Raw genomic sequence first — 17,302 nt, forward strand, 5'->3', positions numbered from 1 at the left:
CTAAATAAAATAAATAATTAATTAATAGGTAAACCATAATGCATTATCATTCTAGGTACAAGCACCGGCAAACTTATGTCTTAAATTTATCAAATAATCCTATTCGACGAGTTTTTGCACGAAACTCATTTATATCATCGAAATTATCCACAAAACTATCTTTAAAAATCCCATTGGCATTAGCGCCGTTGTTGTTATTGCCGTACTCCTTAGAATCGCAGGCATTATCGGCTACTACTTTTAATTACATTCAGGGTACTGCACCTTATTTAACCTTTGATGGCGGTGTTACTAAAGTGACTAAAACAGAGGATTTATTAGGTATTAAGTTATCGGATGGTCGAACATTCGCACCGCAAGATAATCCTTCATCACCAACCTCGCCAATCGAGTTATCTAATGTAGGGGATACCTTGGCTGATATTGAAATGATAGTCCCGCCATCAAGCGACTCAATAAATATAAATGATTTAGTGACACAAGGTAAATGGAGAGACGATGATGGAGATGGACAGGGAGCAAGTGAAATTACTGCATCAGGAAGTATATCGTTATCAATAACGGATAAAGATGGCAATACCATTAATCGTAGTGATGCATTAGATATATGTAATGCACCTTATAAGGTAACTTTAAGTAGTACTGGAGGGAATTTAGCTACGCAGTATGGTGAGCCAAGAAGTAGTACTTTTAGTGGAGGAACAGCGGAGTATTATATCACTTTACCGTCACAGCCCGTTATTTGTGCGGTCAGGCCAAATCTAAATAACGGTACAGGCGATTATGCAGGTCCACCTAGCATGTGGAATCCAGCAAAGGGTTTTTTAGTTCAGTCAACAAATCCATCATCTTACGGTTTAAATTTTCCAACAACAGGTGCAGATAGATTGTATTTTGATTTGGATATAGTTGGGATAGATGCAAGTCAGTTGAGTTGGTCTGTTACCACATATGGTGGTAGTGGTGATATAACAGCAACGGTGAATTGGGTTTACTCAAACACGCGGGTAACATTGAATGGTCCTAAAGCTGATAGTACTCAGATGAATTCAGATAATCCAAGTCCACTTAGACGTCCTTCTTTGCCACAGACATTTGAGTTGGTTGGTAGGGATAGTCAAGGTAATGAGGTTAGGTATGGATTTGTGTTGAGGCAGTGGTTCGTTGATCGGGGAATTCGAGGAGATAGCCTTTCTAATCAAAGCACATGGTGTAATAGTTTGGGTTATCGTTTGTCACGGGTAAGGGATTTAACCAATGCGGTTTGTTCTGGTTGGGGCATGAATAGTTACGCTCCTTGTACTGGTGCAGTAGGTGCCACGCCGTCGTCTAGTGGTAATGGTTACATGCGTCATATAGGAGCAGGTTTTTTCACGGAGTGGGGCTACTTGCGCAACTATATTGGTGCGGGCTTCTTCAATAACACCTGTTGGACAAGCGACACGATCGGTAGCAATGGCTTCTTTGTTCCCTCGTCCGGCGGCTCCGTCGGCGGCACTGGCGCTTCTTCCTACGCCTTCGGTGCTGTTTGCACCACACCTTAGTTTTTAGCGTTTAGTTCTTAATCCTTAGGGCGCGGAAGGTGGTTATGGTGCCAGAGAGGAAAATATAAAAAAGAATAAAGCCCCAGCGCAAGTGTTGGGGCGCTGAGCAGGCAAAGTTTGTGAGCCTTGAGCTTTAATGGCAGAAAACCAAAATAGCACCTCGACCGATACGCCTTAAAAGCTTGCGCTTTTGCTATTAACTGGTTGTTATTAACAAGTTGTTATTAATAGCTATTATCAAATAACAAAAACGCTTTCCTTAAAAAGCCAAATTCAACGTAATAAAAAAATAGCTAGCCTATAATTGTTTGATTTCATTTAAAAATAAAAAATTTAATAAAATCAATGGTCTACCTGAGCAATTTTAGAGTAAAAAACAACGCCTAATTCCTTTGCACAAAAAAAATCAGACATTATGTCTGATTTTTTTACTTTTTATCACGACAATATTTAAAAATCTAAATTCGCCGCTTTAAGGGCATTTTCTTCAATAAATAGTCGGCGTGGTTCAACTTCATCCCCCATTAATGTGGTAAATAATTGATCCGCTTCAATTGCATCTTTTATGGTGACTTGCAACATGCGACGACTGGTTGGATCCATTGTGGTTTCCCATAACTGTTCTGGGTTCATTTCACCTAGTCCTTTATAACGCTGAATAGTTAATCCACGACGTGATTCTTTAATTAACCAATCAACAGCTTCATCAAAAGATTCTACGGGTTGTTTGCGTTCTCCACGTTGAATAAAGGCGCTGTCTTCAAGTAGATCTTTTAATTGTGCACCAAGGTGGCAGATATTACGGTATTCATTACTATGGATGAATACTTGATCTAATGGATAATGAGTATCTACACCATGAGTTTTTACTTTAATGATTGGCACATATAGTTGTGCTTTTTCATTATATTCAGCTGAATAAAGGTAGCTGCTACCATGTTGTTCTTTATTTGATAGTTTTTCAACAAGGTTTTTTGCCCAATTTTCGGCTTGTTGTTGGTTTTGTAAAATACTTTCGTTTAATACATCATGATAAACTAATTCCGATAGCAACGCTTTTGGATAGCGACGTTCCATTTTTGTAATAAGTTTTTCGACTTTTTGATATTCAGCAATTAGTTTTTCTAATGCTTCGCCTGCAAGTGCAGGTGCATGGTCATTGACATGTAACGATGCATCTTCAAGCGCTAAGGCAATTTGAAATTGCGTCATTGCCTCATCATCTTTGATATATTGTTCTTGCTTGCCTTTTTTGACTTTGTATAAAGGTGGCTGTGCAATATAAACATAACCTCGCTCAATGATTTCTGGCATTTGTCGGTAGAAGAATGTTAATAATAATGTTCGAATATGCGAGCCATCAACGTCGGCATCGGTCATGATAATAATGCTGTGGTAACGCATTTTGTCTGGGTTATATTCATCACGGCCAATTCCACAACCTAATGCGGTAATTAGTGTTCCGACTTCTTGAGATGAGAGCATTTTGTCAAAACGGGCTTTTTCGACATTTAAAATTTTACCTTTAAGCGGTAAGATTGCTTGATTTTTGCGGTTGCGCCCCTGTTTTGCTGAGCCCCCCGCAGAGTCCCCTTCCACTAAGTATAATTCAGATAAAGCTGGGTCTTTTTCTTGGCAATCAGCAAGTTTACCTGGTAATCCGCCTAAGTCTAAGGCGCCTTTTCGACGTGTCATTTCGCGCGCTTTACGGGCGGCTTCTCGTGCTCTTGCAGCATCGATGATTTTTCCGACAACAATTTTGGCATCACTTGGGTTTTCAAGTAGATATTCTGTTAACTTTTCGCCCATTACGGATTCAACGGCGGATTTTACTTCTGATGATACCAATTTGTCTTTGGTTTGTGATGAGAATTTTGGGTCAGGTACTTTAACTGATACTACCGCAATTAAACCCTCACGAGCATCATCACCCGTGGCGCTGATTTTGGCTTTTTTGCTGTATCCTTCAGCTTCCATATAGTTGTTTAATGTGCGCGTCATTGCTCCACGGAAACCCGCCAAGTGAGTACCGCCATCTCGTTGTGGAATGTTGTTAGTAAAGCAATAGATGTTTTCTTGGTAACCATCGTTCCATTGTAGTGCTACTTCAACACCAATACCGTCTTTTTCTGTGCTGAAGTAAAATATTTTAGGATGAATAGGATTTTTATTTTTGTTTAAGTATTCAACAAACGCTTGAATGCCACCTTCGTAGTGGTAATGTTCATTTTTGCCTGTGCGCTCATCAAGTAATCTTATTGATACGCCTGAGTTTAAGAATGATAATTCTCGTAGTCGTTTTGCTAATATTTCGTAGACAAACTCAATATTGGTAAATGTTTCTGGGCTTGGCCAGAAGCGTACATAGGTGCCAGATTCAGATGTTTCGCCAATTACTTTTAGTGGCTCTTGCGGTACACCTAAGTTATAAACTTGTTGGTGGATTTTTCCATCACGATAAATAACTAATTCTAATTTATCTGATAAGGCGTTAACAACTGAAACACCTACACCATGCAAACCACCAGATACTTTGTAAGAATTATCATCAAATTTACCGCCAGCATGCAATACGGTCATGATAACTTCTGCTGCTGAAATACCTTCTTCTTCATGAATACCTGTTGGAATACCGCGACCATCGTCACGTACAGAAACAGAGTTATCAGGGTGGATTGTTACTTCAATATGGTGACAATATCCAGCTAATGCTTCATCTATGGCATTATCAACAACTTCAAAAACCATATGGTGAAGTCCTGTACCATCATCAGTATCACCAATATACATACCTGGACGTTTACGGACAGCATCAAGCCCTTTGAGTACTTTAATGCTAGAAGAATCATAAGAATTGGACATGGATTTCTCGACTTTTTTGATTGTTTATATCGTTCTGTATATTTACGAAATTATACCAGATTTTATGTGAAAAATCTTATCATTTTCATCGATCATATGGGTAATTTGCGATTGGTTAACTGCAGTAATAAATACTTGTGAATTAGCTTGTTTTAAACGTTTGGCTAACAATTCGCGTTTATTGTTATCTAATTCAGATGCAAAATCATCAAGTAGGTAGATACAAGCTTGGGTATTTTGCTTAGAGTAATATTCACCTTGAGATAAACGTAATGCGCACATTAATAATTTTAATTGACCACGTGATAACAGATCTTCAACTGGAGTGTTATCAACACGTAATCGAATATCTGCTTTATGTGGTCCGGCTGATGTGTAGTTAAGGAGTTTGTCTCGTTCATACTGTTTGCGTAATATTTCAGCATAATCAGTACCATGCTCCCAACCTTGGTAATATTGGCAATTAAGTTGGTATTCGGGTAAAAAATCATGGCAAGTTTGTATAATTTCAGGAAAAATATGTTGTGAGTAGTTTTCTCTAATGTGGCTAATTTTTTCAGCGATGGGCGCAAGTTCTTTGTCCCAAGGTAATAATTGATTATAGTTATGGGATTGCTTTAATAATGCATTGCGTTGTTTAAATAAACGCTTTAAATTGTTCCATAAATGAACAAATTCAGGGTGATGATGAAAACATCCCCAATCAATAAATGCTCGGCGATATTTAGGTCCACCAGTCAATAAATCAAATCCTTCAGGTGTGATTAGTTGAATGGGTAATAATTTGGCTAAATCGGTTAATCGATAACCTTCATCTCCATCTATTCTGATTTTATTATCATTATTACGCGATTTAGCAAGCCCAATTGAGTGATTTTGTTGATTGGCTGTGTTTAGTTCGCTGAATAATACTAGTTCTGGCTGTTCGTGTTGAATAATTCGATTAGATTGAGTATGTCTAAATGCACGACCATGACCAAGCATATAAATAGCTTCAAGTAAGCTCGTTTTTCCACTCCCGTTATCGCCAACAATGAAGTTGAAATGTGGCGATAAAGATAATTGTGCATAACTAATATTACGAAAATGATGAACTTTAATTTTTGAAAGAGTCATATGCTTTAAATTATTCCGGACGAAGCCGGAATATTAAGTAAGATTGGATTATAAGCGCATTGGCATAACAACATAAGTTGCTGTTTGATTATTGATATCTTCTATTTGTACACTTGATGTTGCATCGGTTAATAATAGTTGTACGCTATCACATTTCAATGTATTTAATATATCAAGTAGATAGGTTACATTGAAGCCAATTTCAAGCTCTGCGGATTCATATTTTACGTCAATAACTTCTTCTGCTTCTTCTTGTTCTGGGTTGTTTGCTGTAATCTTTATTTGATTGTTATGGACATAAAGTCGAATACCACGGAATTTTTCATTAGATAAGATCGCAACTCTTGATAGGGCGTTTCTGAGTTCTTCGCAAGATACTTCAAGTGGTTTATCTGGGTTGCGTGGCAATACTCGTTTGTAGTCAGGGAATCTTCCATCAATGAGTTTTGATGTGAAAGTGAAATCACCAAGATTAACCCGTAAGTTATTATTACCAATTTGCATATTGATTAATTCTTCGTTATCACTAACCAGTTTTGCAAGCTCTAGTACCCCTTTTCTTGGTAAAATGACAGAATGATTAGTTTTAGTATCTTGTTCAATAGGTTGTGAGCATAAAGCTAATCGATGTCCATCTGTTGCAACTGATTTTAGTAAACCATCTTCAATTTCAAATAACATGCCATTTAGGTAATATCTTACGTCTTGATTCGCCATTGAAAATTGTACCGCATCAATAAGGCGTTTAATGGTTTTTTGTGGAACTGAAAGTTCAACATCACTTTGCCAATTTTCTAGATTTGGAAAATCGGTAGCTGGTAGTGTTGATAATGAAAATTTACTACGTCCTGATTGAATCATCAATCGGTTATCGTCAACGCTTATCGAAATTTTGGCGTCATTAGGTAAGTTTCGACAGATATCAAGAAACTTTCTTGCTGGCACGGTTGTTGCGCCAGGTTCACTTGGTTCAATTAATGGTAGATGAGATATCATCTCTATTTCAAGATCAGTTCCTGTCATCGATAGCGTGTTATCACTCACTTGTAATAATAAATTCCCCAAAATTGGTAGTGTAGGGCGACTACTTAATGGTGCACTTACAAGTTGTAATGGCTTTATTAGTTTTTCACGATCTATAATAAATTTCATAGTATTGATTCTTTTTAAGTTGATAATGTTCGAATTAAATTGGAGTAATCTTCTTTAATGTTATTACTTTCTTCTTTTAACTCTGCGATCTTTCTACATGCATGTAATACAGTCGTGTGATCTCTTCCACCAAAGCCGTCACCGATTTCAGGTAGGCTTTTATTGGTGAGCTCTTTGGCAAGCGCCATTGCTACTTGCCGTGGTCTTGCCACAGAACGAGAACGACGTTTAGAAAGTAAATCTGATACTTTAATTTTATAATATTCGGCAACTGTCTTTTGTATATTTTCAATGGTGACAAGTTTTTCTTGTAAAGCGAGTAAATCTTTTAAGGCATCTTTAACAAAATCAATGGTAATGGCCTTACCAGTAAAATTAGCATTAGCGATAACCCGATTAAGAGCGCCTTCTAATTCACGAACATTAGAGCGTAATCGTTTAGCAATAAAAAAAGCGACTTCTTCAGGTAATTTAATATGATTTTCCTCGGCTTTTTTCATTAAAATTGCAACCCGTGTTTCTAGTTCAGGTGGCTCAATTGCAATGGTTAGTCCCCAACCAAAACGTGATTTTAGTCGGTCTTCAACGCCATTAATTTCTTTAGGATAGCGATCTGACGTTAAAATAATTTGCTGATTACCTTCTAATAAAGAGTTAAAGGTATGGAAAAATTCTTCTTGAGATCGCTCTTTATTTGCAAAAAACTGAATGTCATCGATAAGTAAAGCATCAACAGAACGGTAGTAATTTTTAAATTCTTCGATAGCGTTATTTTGTAGTGCTTTGACCATGTCTTGCACAAAGCGCTCGGAATGCATGTAAACAACTTTGGCGTTGGCTTTTTTTGCCATTATTTGATTGCCAACTGCATGTAATAAATGCGTTTTACCTAAACCGGTGGAACCATATAAGAATAGTGGATTATAAGCTTTTCCTGGATTTTCAGCTACTTGTTTTGCAGCCGCAACAGCAAGTTGGTTTGATTTACCCTCAACAAAACTATTAAAAGTGTGCTTATGGTTAATACCTGAATGATACACATGATTATTATTGGTTTCTTTTGTTGTTTTCCATGCAGGAACAACCTCTGCTTTCTTTTGGTTATTTTGTTCTTTTTTATCTGCGGATACGGTTGAACCAACCTCAAGAAATAATTTTAGAGAATCGTCATTAATTAGTTTATTTAATAGTTGAGAAATAGTAGTTAAATATTTATTTCTTACCCAATCTAGGACAAATCTATTGGGCGCATAGATATAGAGTTTATTATCAACCATTTCCGCTTGCAACGGGCGAATCCATAAGTTGAATTCTGTTGTGGGGATTTCTTCTTGTAATTGAGAAAGGCAATCTTGCCAAATAGCGGTAGGCACGGCAACTCCTTTAACTTTGCTTACTAACAATATCGTGAAGTATTATAATCTTTTTTGTGGATAATTTGTAGATCTAAGGTAATATTTAATTTAGTTGTTAACAATAAAAATAAGAAAAACCCGGCTTATAACCGGGTCTTAATGAAGTATCTAAATAACAAAAAATTAATTTGTTTCATTAGTTACTTGAACTTCTTTCTCGTTAAGTGCTTTAACTTCAATTTCAACACGACGATCTGGAGCTAAACAAGCTTTTAAGCTAGCACCACGAAGGGCATTACATTTTGTACCAGTAACTGGTTGAGATTTACCCACACCACGAGCACTAATTAGGTTAGAAGGAACACCTTTAGCAATTAAATATTTCATTACTGAGTTAGCACGTTGTTCTGATAGTTTTTGGTTATAACTAACTGAACCGATACGGTCAGTATGACCAATTACTACGATAGCGCTTTCAGTTGGGTTAAGTTTAACAAGATTTGTTAGTAAGTTGTCTAATGCTTGGCGACCTTCTTCTTTTAAGTCAGCTTTCGCATAAGCAAATAGCACATCTTCATTTAATACATAGCGGTTTACTTCAGTTTTTAATTCAACTGGTGCTGGAGTAGCTGGTGAACCTAAACGATAAGTAATACCCAAGCTTACAGTACCTGCGTCTGGAGTTGCTTTGCTTTTAGTATGAATATGTTGAACATATTGGTATTCTAAACGAGTAGAGAAGTCTTCGTCTAAACGATAGTCAAGACCTAATGCATAAACTGGAGATAGGTCAGTTTTTGTGCCACCACGTCCGTATCTTTCTTTAATATCATTCTTCCATTTAGCAATAGTAACCATGCCTCCAGCACGACCATAAATATCTAGATCGCCAATGATAGGGTAGCTTAATTTACCGGTTAATGAAACGCCTTGTGCAGAAAGTTTACTATTACCCGCTTTAGTCTTATCATCAGTCCAAGTTCTTTTATATTTAGCAGAACCTAACCAATCATAACCTAACTCAAATGCTAAATATGGGTTTGCTTGGAAGCCAAGGAAAGCGCCACCAGCAACATTGCTACGATTTGAAGTTTTAATACCAACTTCATCTTTATCAAAGCCACGAACTTTATGTGCATCTAATCGATAAAGCTCTGACCAACCTAATTTAGCACCTGTATAAAAAGTGTTGTCTTCGTATGCTGCGTTAGCTGCAGTAGCTGTTAAACTTGCAACTGCGATTGCTAGAGCTAGAGTAGTTTTTTTCATTTTATTGCCTCAACTTATATGTTGTTATAGACGATGTTTAGTTTCTTTTATTGTTTAAAATTCATTTAAATTAAAAAGAACAATACTTATTTTTATATAATTATGTTACCCATAATCTGTTGTCAAGTATAGCATAGATAATAGGCAAATCTATAGTTATTGCAGTTACAATAAAAAAAATTTAGATAATTTTATCAAATAATTTTGTTAATTGTTATGTAAAAGTCATTAATAGTATTTGCTAATGCATTAGCCATAATAAAAAAGTCAGCTTCTAATCGCTTATTAAATTCATCTGAACCGATATCTTCGTTTTCATCCAAAATAGCAGAATCAAACTTAATTCGTTTAAATGTTAAGTCACTATTAACAATAAAGCTAACGCCTCTTTCATCAATAATTTTAATTTTAGTGATCCATTTCCCTGAATCGAAATGGACACGCATTTCATCACTGGTGATTTCTTGATTTTTACAGCTAATAATTCCATTTCCTTCAAGAGGATCTTTTAGTTCGGCTTGATCGCCTAATAAAAATGGTGGGAATTTTAGGTTTTCCTTAGCCCATGAGGTCATAACCTGTTCAAGTGGTTTATCAATCGATAAAGGGGTTAAAGCGAGTGAGCCAAGCTCTTTACGTAAAATCGCTAAGATATCTTCTGATTGTTTAAAGCTACTACAGTCAACAATAATGCGTTTATTATGCGTATCTAACCATAACCAATAATGATTATATTTACTAAAAGCCCTTGGCATTAGATCAATCATAACTTCATCTTTTAAAGTCGCCTTTTCGTTTTTAGTTAGTTTTCTGCTTAGTGCTTGTTCTTGTTTATCGATTTTTTCTAATAAAGCTTGTTTTATTACGGGTGCTGGTAATATTTTTGTTTCTTTTTTGATCCGTAATAATAAATGCCCTTGCATATCAACTATAAAATCATCTTGGTTATTATCATGATAAGGCGAAACCCAACCCATTTTTGTGGTGTCTAAATTACCACATGGAGTAAAAGGGTGAGACTTTAGCGCTTTTTCTATTGGATCTTTATTAAGTAACGTGTCGCTATTAAGTTGGTAAATTATGGCATTTTTAAACCAAAGCATACTTTTCTATTTCCTGCATTTTGTGATAAAGGGTTATCATTGTTTAAATAAGTAACAGCTTATAGAGAATAATAAGCTGTCATTATTTGGTTATTGAGTATAAATGTATATTTATCAGAAGCTATAAGATACACCCATATAAATCGAGGTTACCGTGCTATTGTCCACCATTGGGCTATCTGCCACATCACCAGTTAATTTGTCAATATGAACACCACCAAATGTCGCAATATTTGGGGTTAATGAATATTGTGCAGCTAATTCAGCATAAGGTGTCAATGACGCATCAGCATTAAAGTATCGTAATCCTGAACGAGAGGTTTCTTTATGTGAAACACCATAATAATAATCATTGTGCTTATTATTAGCCCAATTTATACCGATGGTGGGCGCAACAATCAAATTGCCTTGCATGTAAGGAATGGTATAATCAGCATTTACTAAAATACTATTACTTTCATTTAATACATCAGTTCCTACACTACTGGAAAAACTTCCCCAATTGGTATCAATAGAATACTCGATTTCTGCAAGTAATGTTGAATGGCGGCTATCAAGTAGTCTTAATTGGTGGTTATCTGAATCATGTGGCTTAAATTCGTTAGATAAATAACGTGCGCCAATAGACACGCTTTGATTGTCCTGATTATAAGCATAAATACCAGCTGACAAGTCATCGATAAAAAACAGACCATTATCATAATCAATATGAGGAATAGGGTAATAATTAGCACTATAACTTTTATACGGTGAATTAGTCCGACCCACACCAACCCCGATAGAGGTAGTGTCAGCTAATGCAATTTGGGTAACTCCTAAAGTTATTATTGATAAAATAGATAGTGTACAAAATGTTTTTTTCATTTTTCATACCCATATATAAAAGGTGATCACCTGTCGTTATTTATACTAATTTTATATCTTATTGATGGTTAGTTTTGTCGTCACACAATCTATACATTAATTGTACATTGTAACAAACAAATTTCCTGAATAATAATGACACATTTTATCATGTTTGAATATCAATTAGTGAGACAACTTATGAGTAAACCAACTTTAGAAATGATTAATAGCCGTCCTGATGATGCTACTTTGTTAGCAGATGAGGCAAAATATTGTTCTTTCGGTGATACAGTGCATTATGTAGAACCACCAAAAATTTTTGATGGCTGTGAAGGTAGTTATATGTATGACAAAGAAGGCAAAGCTTTCCTTGATCTGCAAATGTGGTATTCTGCATGTAACTTCGGTTATGCCAATGAGCGTTTAAATAATGTTCTTAAAAAGCAAATTGATACCTTACCACAATGTGCTAGCCAATATTTACACCCAACTAAAATTGAATTAGCTAAAACTATTGCTCAAGGTATGGAAAAGCGATTTGGTTATGAAGGGCGGGTACATTTCAATGTAGGTGGTTCACAGTGTATTGAAGACTCTTTAAAAGTTGTTCGTAATGCTACTGGTGGTAAATCATTAATGTTCGCTTTCCAAGGTGGATACCATGGCCGAACTCTAGGTGCTTCATCAATTACATCAAGTTATCGTTATCGTCGTCGCTATGGTCATTTTGGTGATCGTGCTATGTTTGTTCCATTCCCATATCCTTTCCGTCGTCCAAAAGGCATGACAGCGGAGGAGTATGGTGAACATCTAGTCGCAGAATTTGCGCGTTTATTTGAAACTGAATACCACGGTGTTTGGGATCCAAAAGTTGGGCAAGCTGAATATGCAGCGTTCTATGCTGAACCTTTACAGGCAACAGGTGGTTATATTGTTCCTCCTCGTAATTACTTTAAAGGACTTAAAAAAGTTTTAGATCAGTATGGTATTTTATTGGTGGTTGATGAAATCCAAATGGGCTTTTATCGTACAGGTAAACTTTGGTCAATTGAACACTTTGATGTTAAACCTGATGTTGTTGTTTTTGCTAAAGCATTAACTAATGGTCTTAATCCACTAGGTGGTTTATGGGCGCGTGAAGAATTAATCAATCCTCAAGTATTCCCAGTTGGCTCAACCCACTCAACTTTTGCATCAAATCCATTAGGTACAGCTGTTGGTCTTGAAGTATTAAAAATGACTTCTGAAACAGATTACGAAAAAATGGTAATGGATAGTGGTGCTTATTTCCTTGAGGGTTTAAAAACACTTGAGAAGAAACATAAAGAAATTGGTGAAGTTGATGGTTTAGGCTTGGCACTTCGCGCAGAAATTTGTACAGAAGATGGCTTTACGGCTAATAAAGCCTTAGTTGACAAAATGGTTGATATTGGTATGTCAGGTGATCTTGATTGGAAAGGTACCAAAATGGGATTAGTGCTTGATATTGGTGGTTACTATAAAAATGTGATTACTTTTGCACCATCATTACACATTTCACGTCAGGAAATTGATCAAGGTATTGAACTTCTAGATCAGTTAATTACCCGAGCGAAAAAAGAACTTTAATTGTTTGATCTTCATAATCCCGTCAATGTCTATTGGCGGGATTATGTGTTACAGCTAATCATAGATTTACCTTATGAAATACCTTAATCAGTTAGAACCTAATGAATTAATAGACAATTTTTTAGCCCATCCTCCGCAAGATTTTTCAGCATGGCTGAGCGAAGATGGTGTGCCTATTTTTTCTGCTAAGTTTGATCTTCTTACTACTGCAGATGATGATTTCAGGCATAAAGTTCAGAAACTTCCTTTTTATAATAAATGGCGGCGTTATTTACAACCTCATACTTGTTTTGTTGGTGCTACTGTTTCGGAATATGCATTATTAACTGATAACGTTGATGCGAATCAATTGGCTGAACACCTCAAAGCAGCTTATGCTAAGCAGTATCCTTTTTTTATTGTTAAAGATATTCCTGTTGCGTCTCCTTTACTAAACGAAAAAGACAACCATTATTCAATGGATTTTATTTCGTCATTAAAAGAAAATGGTTTTATCGAAGTTGAAGGGCAGGCATTAGCTTGGGTTCCGATTGATTTTGCAAATATGGACGAGGTTTTTTTACAGTTTTCTTATAGCCGACGTAAAAATTTTAGAAGAAAATTAAGATCACGTGAAAAATTAAATATTAATGTTTTGCATAGTGGTGATGATTGTTTTTTTAATGATACTGTTCTAGATGAGTATTATCAATTGTATCTTAATGTTTATCAGCAAAGTGAAATACATTTTGACTTATTGGCCAAACCATTTTTCACCCAACTATTACAATGTAAAACCCAAAATGCACATATAGTGACTTATCACTATAATGATAGGTTGGTGGGGTTCAATATTTGTTTTGTTGTTAATAATATGCTAGTTGATAAATATATCGGTATGGTTTATCCGCAGGCAAGGGAACTTAATCTCTATTTTGTAAGTTGGTTTGTTAATCTTGAATATGCTTTACAGCAAGGTTTTAGTCACTATATTGCAGGTTGGACTGATCCCGAAGTAAAAGCTTCGTTAGGTGCAAAATTCACCTTTACTAAACATCTTGTCTATATTCGCAATCCATTATTAAGAACCGTATTGCGTAGATTCATTGGTCATTTTGAAAGTGACAAGGAGAAAGTAACATGACATGTCCTATTATTCTCAATTTTGATAGAAGTGTTGGTGAAATTTATCATGCTAAAACGATTGATTTTACCCAATGGCAAGATGCGATTCGTTTTGGTTGTACTAAGAAAAAATTTCACCAATTTAAAAATGTGTTACAGCAATCTTTACCTGAAAACCATGGTACGGTATTAATGGGTAGCGGTGATTATCACCATATTTCATTATTACTGATTGAAAATCTAGCTAAACAATATTCTGCCGAAAATCCAATTCAAGTCGTGATTTTTGATAATCATCCAGACAATATGCGATATTTGTTTGGTATTCATTGTGGCTCATGGGTTAGTTATGTGGCAAGTTTGCCTTTTGTTAGTCATGTACATGTACTTGGTATTACGTCTCATGATATTGGGCTTTCTCATTTTTGGGAAAATAGATGGTCAGCGCTTTTTCATAAAAAGTTGACTTATTGGAGCTTGGAGGTCAATGTTGCATGGGCCAAAAAAATTGGTTTAGGACACGCTTTTCGACATTTTGCAACACCAGATGATCTTATTGCGAGCTTTTTATCAGAACAGTATCACAGTGCACAACCCGTTTACTTATCGATTGATAAAGATGTATTGAGCGAAGATGTAATTCATACCAATTGGGATCAAGGTAAGCTACAAACATATCATATTCTTGATACTATATCATCAATAAAACCTAGAATTATTGGTAGTGATATTACGGGAGAGCTATCTATATGGCAATCATCAAATTGGTTTAAACGTTTACTCAGTTCACTCGATAAACAACCTACCATATCGCCAGATAAGCTTATCAATTGGCAACAAGAACAACATCAACTTAATTTAACCTTATTAAGGGCATTAGCAGTATAAACTTGTAAAAAGGTTTTAGGAAAGCGGTACTTTAAGTATAAACCTTTACCTACCTTTCCATTATTGTGTTCAGAATTTAATGTTGATGATTGTGTAAATTTTGTTTAGATAATTTATTTTCAGCTAGGGCTAAAAAGAGAATACCTGAAACAATTAATATTGCACCTATTAACTTGAATAATGTAATCGGTTCGTGAAATAACCAGATTGAAACAATCATAACTGTCACAATTTCAAAGTGTGATGCAGCAAAAGCAGGACCTACAGGTGCTTTTTTTAATAATGTCATCCAAGTGAAGAAAGTAAGAATATATCCTACTATTGAAATATAAATCCAAGGATTGGTAAATACTCGGATTAACCATTGAATACTCATTTCTAATGGTTGAGCTTCGATAGCCGTTAATTTAAAACTACATTGCGCAATTGTGTCAAAAAAGAGCAATACAGAAAATCCAATTAAATAAAATCTAGCCATATTAAGACATTCCTACAAAAATGACACCAGCTGTAATTAATAGCATCCCAATTAAGCGATAAATAGTTAGTAATTCTTTAAAAATAATTCGACCAACTAACATAATCGTAATGATATTAAATGAAGCAAGTAATACGCCTTGAGAAAGAGGGACTAAGGTTAAAAAGGCTAACCATAATAAAAATTCAGCAATATAAGATATAACACCAACCCAAATCCACTTATTTTTCGATAAATCTAGCCAGTAGTACCAACCATCGCGATTATTTGGCGCGATGGCTGCAAATTTAAAAGCGACTTGTCCTAGCGTATCAAAACAGATATTACTAATCCAAAGTATAATAACTAATGGTGACATTATGCTTTTATTCCTTCTGCGATATTATCAAAGAACGATGCACACTCTTTGATTACTTCACGGCGTTGGCTGTCAATAGTAATTAAATGATAACTATCATTTAAGACCACTAATTTTGTTGAGCCTGATACTGATTTTTCAACTAATTTGGCATTAGTTTCTATATTGGCGATATCATCATTGCCTGAATGCATAATTAAACAAGGCGAAATTACTTTAGGTAATTGTTTGCGCATCTCTTTTGCCAATAACTGCATTTCGGCAAGTGCAGGAAACGGGTTACCAGCAAGCCCTGCTGATGCCGCATCGCCACTTAACATGCTTTCGGACACTACTGCGCGAATGCGTTCATCTTTAAGCCCATAAGGTGGTTTTTCAATGAAAACCTTTTTTTGAAAAATACCCAATTTTTTAAAATAGACTAATAAGAAGAAAAGTTTTTTTGCCCAAAATGGCATACTCCAACCATCATAACAAAATGTGGGGGCTAAAACGCCAACACCTTTAATTTGTTCAGGTCTATCGGCAGCAAGTTTTAGTGCAAGTAGCGCACCCATTGATAATCCAGCAACAAAAACATTATCTACATGCTGTGCTAAATAATCTGCGCCATCTTGTACGCTTTTATACCAATCTTGCCATGTTGTTTTACACAGATCTTCTTCAGTACCACAATGCCCAGCTAATTGGATTGCATAAACAGTAAATCCAGCTTTATTTAATCCATTAGCTAAAATGCGCATTTCATTAGGGGTACCAGTTAAACCATGAATCAAAAGTACGCCATTTTTGTTACCTGGTAGAAAGTAAGATAAATTTTGAATTGTACTCATTAATATTCCTTTATTTTACCATCATGACAGGGATAACGGCATGTTGTGCCCGTTTTAATGCCGAGGTTACATCTGCGAAACTAGTAATCTTACAATGTTCAATTTTATTTTTTTCACAATAATTAACTAACTTGTCTTTGGCAAAAACGAAATCAACATTATGTGATACGCAATAGTCTGATGTACCGTCACCAACATATAATATTTGCGAAAAGTGCTGTTGTTTTTTTACATGATTACATTTGCAATTGCCACTTTGCTTAATACAGTCCTTGTTTGCGTAAGGAAACTCAAGGCGCCAGCTGCGTGCGTTATTATGCATTAATTTATTAGCAAAAATTGGTAAATGTTCAATACCATGACGTTTTAAAATAAACTCAATGGCATAATCTAAACCGTCGCTGACCACATGAACGGGAATATTGTTCTGTTCGGTATAATGAATAAAAGCTTTAAAATCCATGTCTATTTCAATTTGTGATAAAACTTGATTGAGTTCATCTAAGCTTGCATCCATTAATGCAATTTGTTTACTCATACATTCTTGAGAGCCAATTTTACCGTTAACCCACAATTCTTCAAGCTCATCACAACCATTTTGACCAAAGTGGCTTAGTAAAGTATCGGTGACATCTTTAACACTAATCGTACCATCAAAATCACACAAAACAATTGGCGTGTGATTTTGTGGATAAGATGGATGAAAAAGATGGTTCGCTATTGATGAAAAAGTATTCATTTTGATAAAAAATAGTCTATTTATAGATATTGGCGTAAATTCTCTCA

The 17,302-nt window shown here is 35.6% G+C and carries 15 protein-coding genes; 4 read left to right on the forward strand and 11 right to left on the reverse strand.

Going from position 1 to position 17,302, the window contains the following annotated elements; genetic code table 11:
• Window positions 1-38 precede the first annotated feature (38 nt).
• A complete protein-coding gene (locus GYW75_RS10670; protein ID WP_174799341.1) occupies window positions 39-1,544 on the forward strand; it encodes a hypothetical protein in 1,506 nt (501 codons plus the stop codon).
• 450 nt (window positions 1,545-1,994) lie between these two features.
• On the opposite strand, the gene gyrB is transcribed toward GYW75_RS10670, so the two are convergent.
• The 7 genes from gyrB to GYW75_RS10705 form a co-directional block, all read right to left on the reverse strand.
• Complete coding sequence (gyrB, locus tag GYW75_RS10675; protein ID WP_174799342.1) at window positions 1,995-4,406, reverse strand: DNA topoisomerase (ATP-hydrolyzing) subunit B; 2,412 nt, start codon at window positions 4,404-4,406, stop codon at window positions 1,995-1,997.
• Window positions 4,407-4,448: 42 nt separating this feature from the next.
• Window positions 4,449-5,522, reverse strand: coding sequence for a DNA replication/repair protein RecF (gene recF, locus GYW75_RS10680; RefSeq protein ID WP_174799343.1), 1,074 nt, complete (start codon window positions 5,520-5,522; stop codon window positions 4,449-4,451).
• Window positions 5,523-5,570: 48 nt separating this feature from the next.
• On the reverse strand, window positions 5,571-6,674 hold the full coding sequence (dnaN, locus tag GYW75_RS10685; protein ID WP_065589226.1) for a DNA polymerase III subunit beta: 1,104 nt from the start codon (window positions 6,672-6,674) through the stop codon (window positions 5,571-5,573).
• A gap of 14 nt (window positions 6,675-6,688) precedes the next feature.
• Window positions 6,689-8,047, reverse strand: a complete 1,359-nt coding sequence (dnaA, locus tag GYW75_RS10690; protein ID WP_034914300.1) for a chromosomal replication initiator protein DnaA — start codon at window positions 8,045-8,047, stop codon at window positions 6,689-6,691.
• Between the two features lie 165 nt (window positions 8,048-8,212).
• Window positions 8,213-9,298 carry a porin OmpA gene (gene ompA / locus GYW75_RS10695; RefSeq protein ID WP_174799344.1) on the reverse strand — a complete coding sequence of 362 codons (1,086 nt, stop codon included), beginning with the start codon at window positions 9,296-9,298 and terminating at the stop codon, window positions 8,213-8,215.
• 194 nt (window positions 9,299-9,492) lie between these two features.
• Window positions 9,493-10,401 carry a recombination-associated protein RdgC gene (locus GYW75_RS10700; protein ID WP_174799345.1) on the reverse strand — a complete coding sequence of 303 codons (909 nt, stop codon included), beginning with the start codon at window positions 10,399-10,401 and terminating at the stop codon, window positions 9,493-9,495.
• A gap of 114 nt (window positions 10,402-10,515) precedes the next feature.
• Entirely contained in the window at window positions 10,516-11,265 is a 750-nt protein-coding gene (locus GYW75_RS10705) for a MipA/OmpV family protein (RefSeq protein WP_085164497.1), read from the reverse strand.
• A 180-nt stretch (window positions 11,266-11,445) separates the two neighbouring features.
• On the opposite strand from GYW75_RS10705, the gene GYW75_RS10710 reads away from it, so the two are divergent.
• From GYW75_RS10710 to GYW75_RS10720, 3 genes are all read left to right on the forward strand, one after another.
• Complete coding sequence (locus tag GYW75_RS10710; RefSeq protein ID WP_141671132.1) at window positions 11,446-12,855, forward strand: aspartate aminotransferase family protein; 1,410 nt, start codon at window positions 11,446-11,448, stop codon at window positions 12,853-12,855.
• Between the two features lie 73 nt (window positions 12,856-12,928).
• Window positions 12,929-13,978: a GNAT family N-acetyltransferase gene (locus tag GYW75_RS10715; RefSeq protein WP_174799346.1), complete on the forward strand. Its 1,050-nt coding sequence runs from the start codon at window positions 12,929-12,931 to the stop codon at window positions 13,976-13,978.
• Complete coding sequence (locus GYW75_RS10720; protein WP_085164501.1) at window positions 13,975-14,847, forward strand: arginase family protein; 873 nt, start codon at window positions 13,975-13,977, stop codon at window positions 14,845-14,847. The genes GYW75_RS10715 and GYW75_RS10720 overlap by 4 nt, the downstream gene beginning before the upstream one ends.
• Before the next feature lie 76 nt (window positions 14,848-14,923).
• On the opposite strand, the gene GYW75_RS10725 is transcribed toward GYW75_RS10720, so the two are convergent.
• From GYW75_RS10725 to GYW75_RS10740, 4 genes are read right to left on the reverse strand one after another with little or no spacing between them, the layout of a single operon-like run.
• A complete protein-coding gene (locus tag GYW75_RS10725) occupies window positions 14,924-15,325 on the reverse strand; it encodes a DMT family transporter (RefSeq protein ID WP_034914280.1) in 402 nt (133 codons plus the stop codon).
• 1 nt (window position 15,326) lies between these two features.
• Window positions 15,327-15,683, reverse strand: a complete 357-nt coding sequence (locus GYW75_RS10730) for an EamA family transporter (protein WP_034914277.1) — start codon at window positions 15,681-15,683, stop codon at window positions 15,327-15,329.
• Window positions 15,683-16,516, reverse strand: a complete 834-nt coding sequence (locus GYW75_RS10735) for an alpha/beta hydrolase (RefSeq protein ID WP_034914274.1) — start codon at window positions 16,514-16,516, stop codon at window positions 15,683-15,685. Before GYW75_RS10735 ends, GYW75_RS10730 begins: the two co-directional genes overlap by 1 nt.
• Window positions 16,517-16,526: 10 nt before the next feature.
• A complete protein-coding gene (locus GYW75_RS10740) occupies window positions 16,527-17,255 on the reverse strand; it encodes an MtnX-like HAD-IB family phosphatase (protein WP_174799362.1) in 729 nt (242 codons plus the stop codon).
• Window positions 17,256-17,302 lie beyond the last annotated feature (47 nt).

Source organism: Gilliamella sp. ESL0232 (assembly GCF_013346885.1).
GTDB lineage: Bacteria > Pseudomonadota > Gammaproteobacteria > Enterobacterales > Orbaceae > Gilliamella > Gilliamella bombi.

Bases quoted from the DNA above. Each gene is read 5' to 3' on its own strand.
- gyrB (WP_174799342.1), bottom strand. From the start codon at position 4,406: ATGTCCAATTCTTATGATTCTTCTAGCATTAAAGTACTCAAAGGGCTT.
- GYW75_RS10740 (WP_174799362.1), bottom strand. From the start codon at position 17,255: ATGAATACTTTTTCATCAATAGCGAACCATCTTTTTCATCCATCTTAT.
- GYW75_RS10720 (WP_085164501.1), top strand. From the start codon at position 13,975: ATGACATGTCCTATTATTCTCAATTTTGATAGAAGTGTTGGTGAAATT.
- GYW75_RS10730 (WP_034914277.1), bottom strand. From the start codon at position 15,683: ATGTCACCATTAGTTATTATACTTTGGATTAGTAATATCTGTTTTGAT.
- ompA (WP_174799344.1), bottom strand. From the start codon at position 9,298: ATGAAAAAAACTACTCTAGCTCTAGCAATCGCAGTTGCAAGTTTAACA.
- GYW75_RS10735 (WP_034914274.1), bottom strand. From the start codon at position 16,516: ATGAGTACAATTCAAAATTTATCTTACTTTCTACCAGGTAACAAAAAT.
- GYW75_RS10725 (WP_034914280.1), bottom strand. From the start codon at position 15,325: ATGGCTAGATTTTATTTAATTGGATTTTCTGTATTGCTCTTTTTTGAC.
- GYW75_RS10705 (WP_085164497.1), bottom strand. From the start codon at position 11,265: ATGAAAAAAACATTTTGTACACTATCTATTTTATCAATAATAACTTTA.
- GYW75_RS10670 (WP_174799341.1), top strand. From the start codon at position 39: ATGCATTATCATTCTAGGTACAAGCACCGGCAAACTTATGTCTTAAAT.
- GYW75_RS10715 (WP_174799346.1), top strand. From the start codon at position 12,929: ATGAAATACCTTAATCAGTTAGAACCTAATGAATTAATAGACAATTTT.
- GYW75_RS10710 (WP_141671132.1), top strand. From the start codon at position 11,446: ATGAGTAAACCAACTTTAGAAATGATTAATAGCCGTCCTGATGATGCT.
- GYW75_RS10700 (WP_174799345.1), bottom strand. From the start codon at position 10,401: ATGCTTTGGTTTAAAAATGCCATAATTTACCAACTTAATAGCGACACG.
- recF (WP_174799343.1), bottom strand. From the start codon at position 5,522: ATGACTCTTTCAAAAATTAAAGTTCATCATTTTCGTAATATTAGTTAT.
- dnaN (WP_065589226.1), bottom strand. From the start codon at position 6,674: ATGAAATTTATTATAGATCGTGAAAAACTAATAAAGCCATTACAACTT.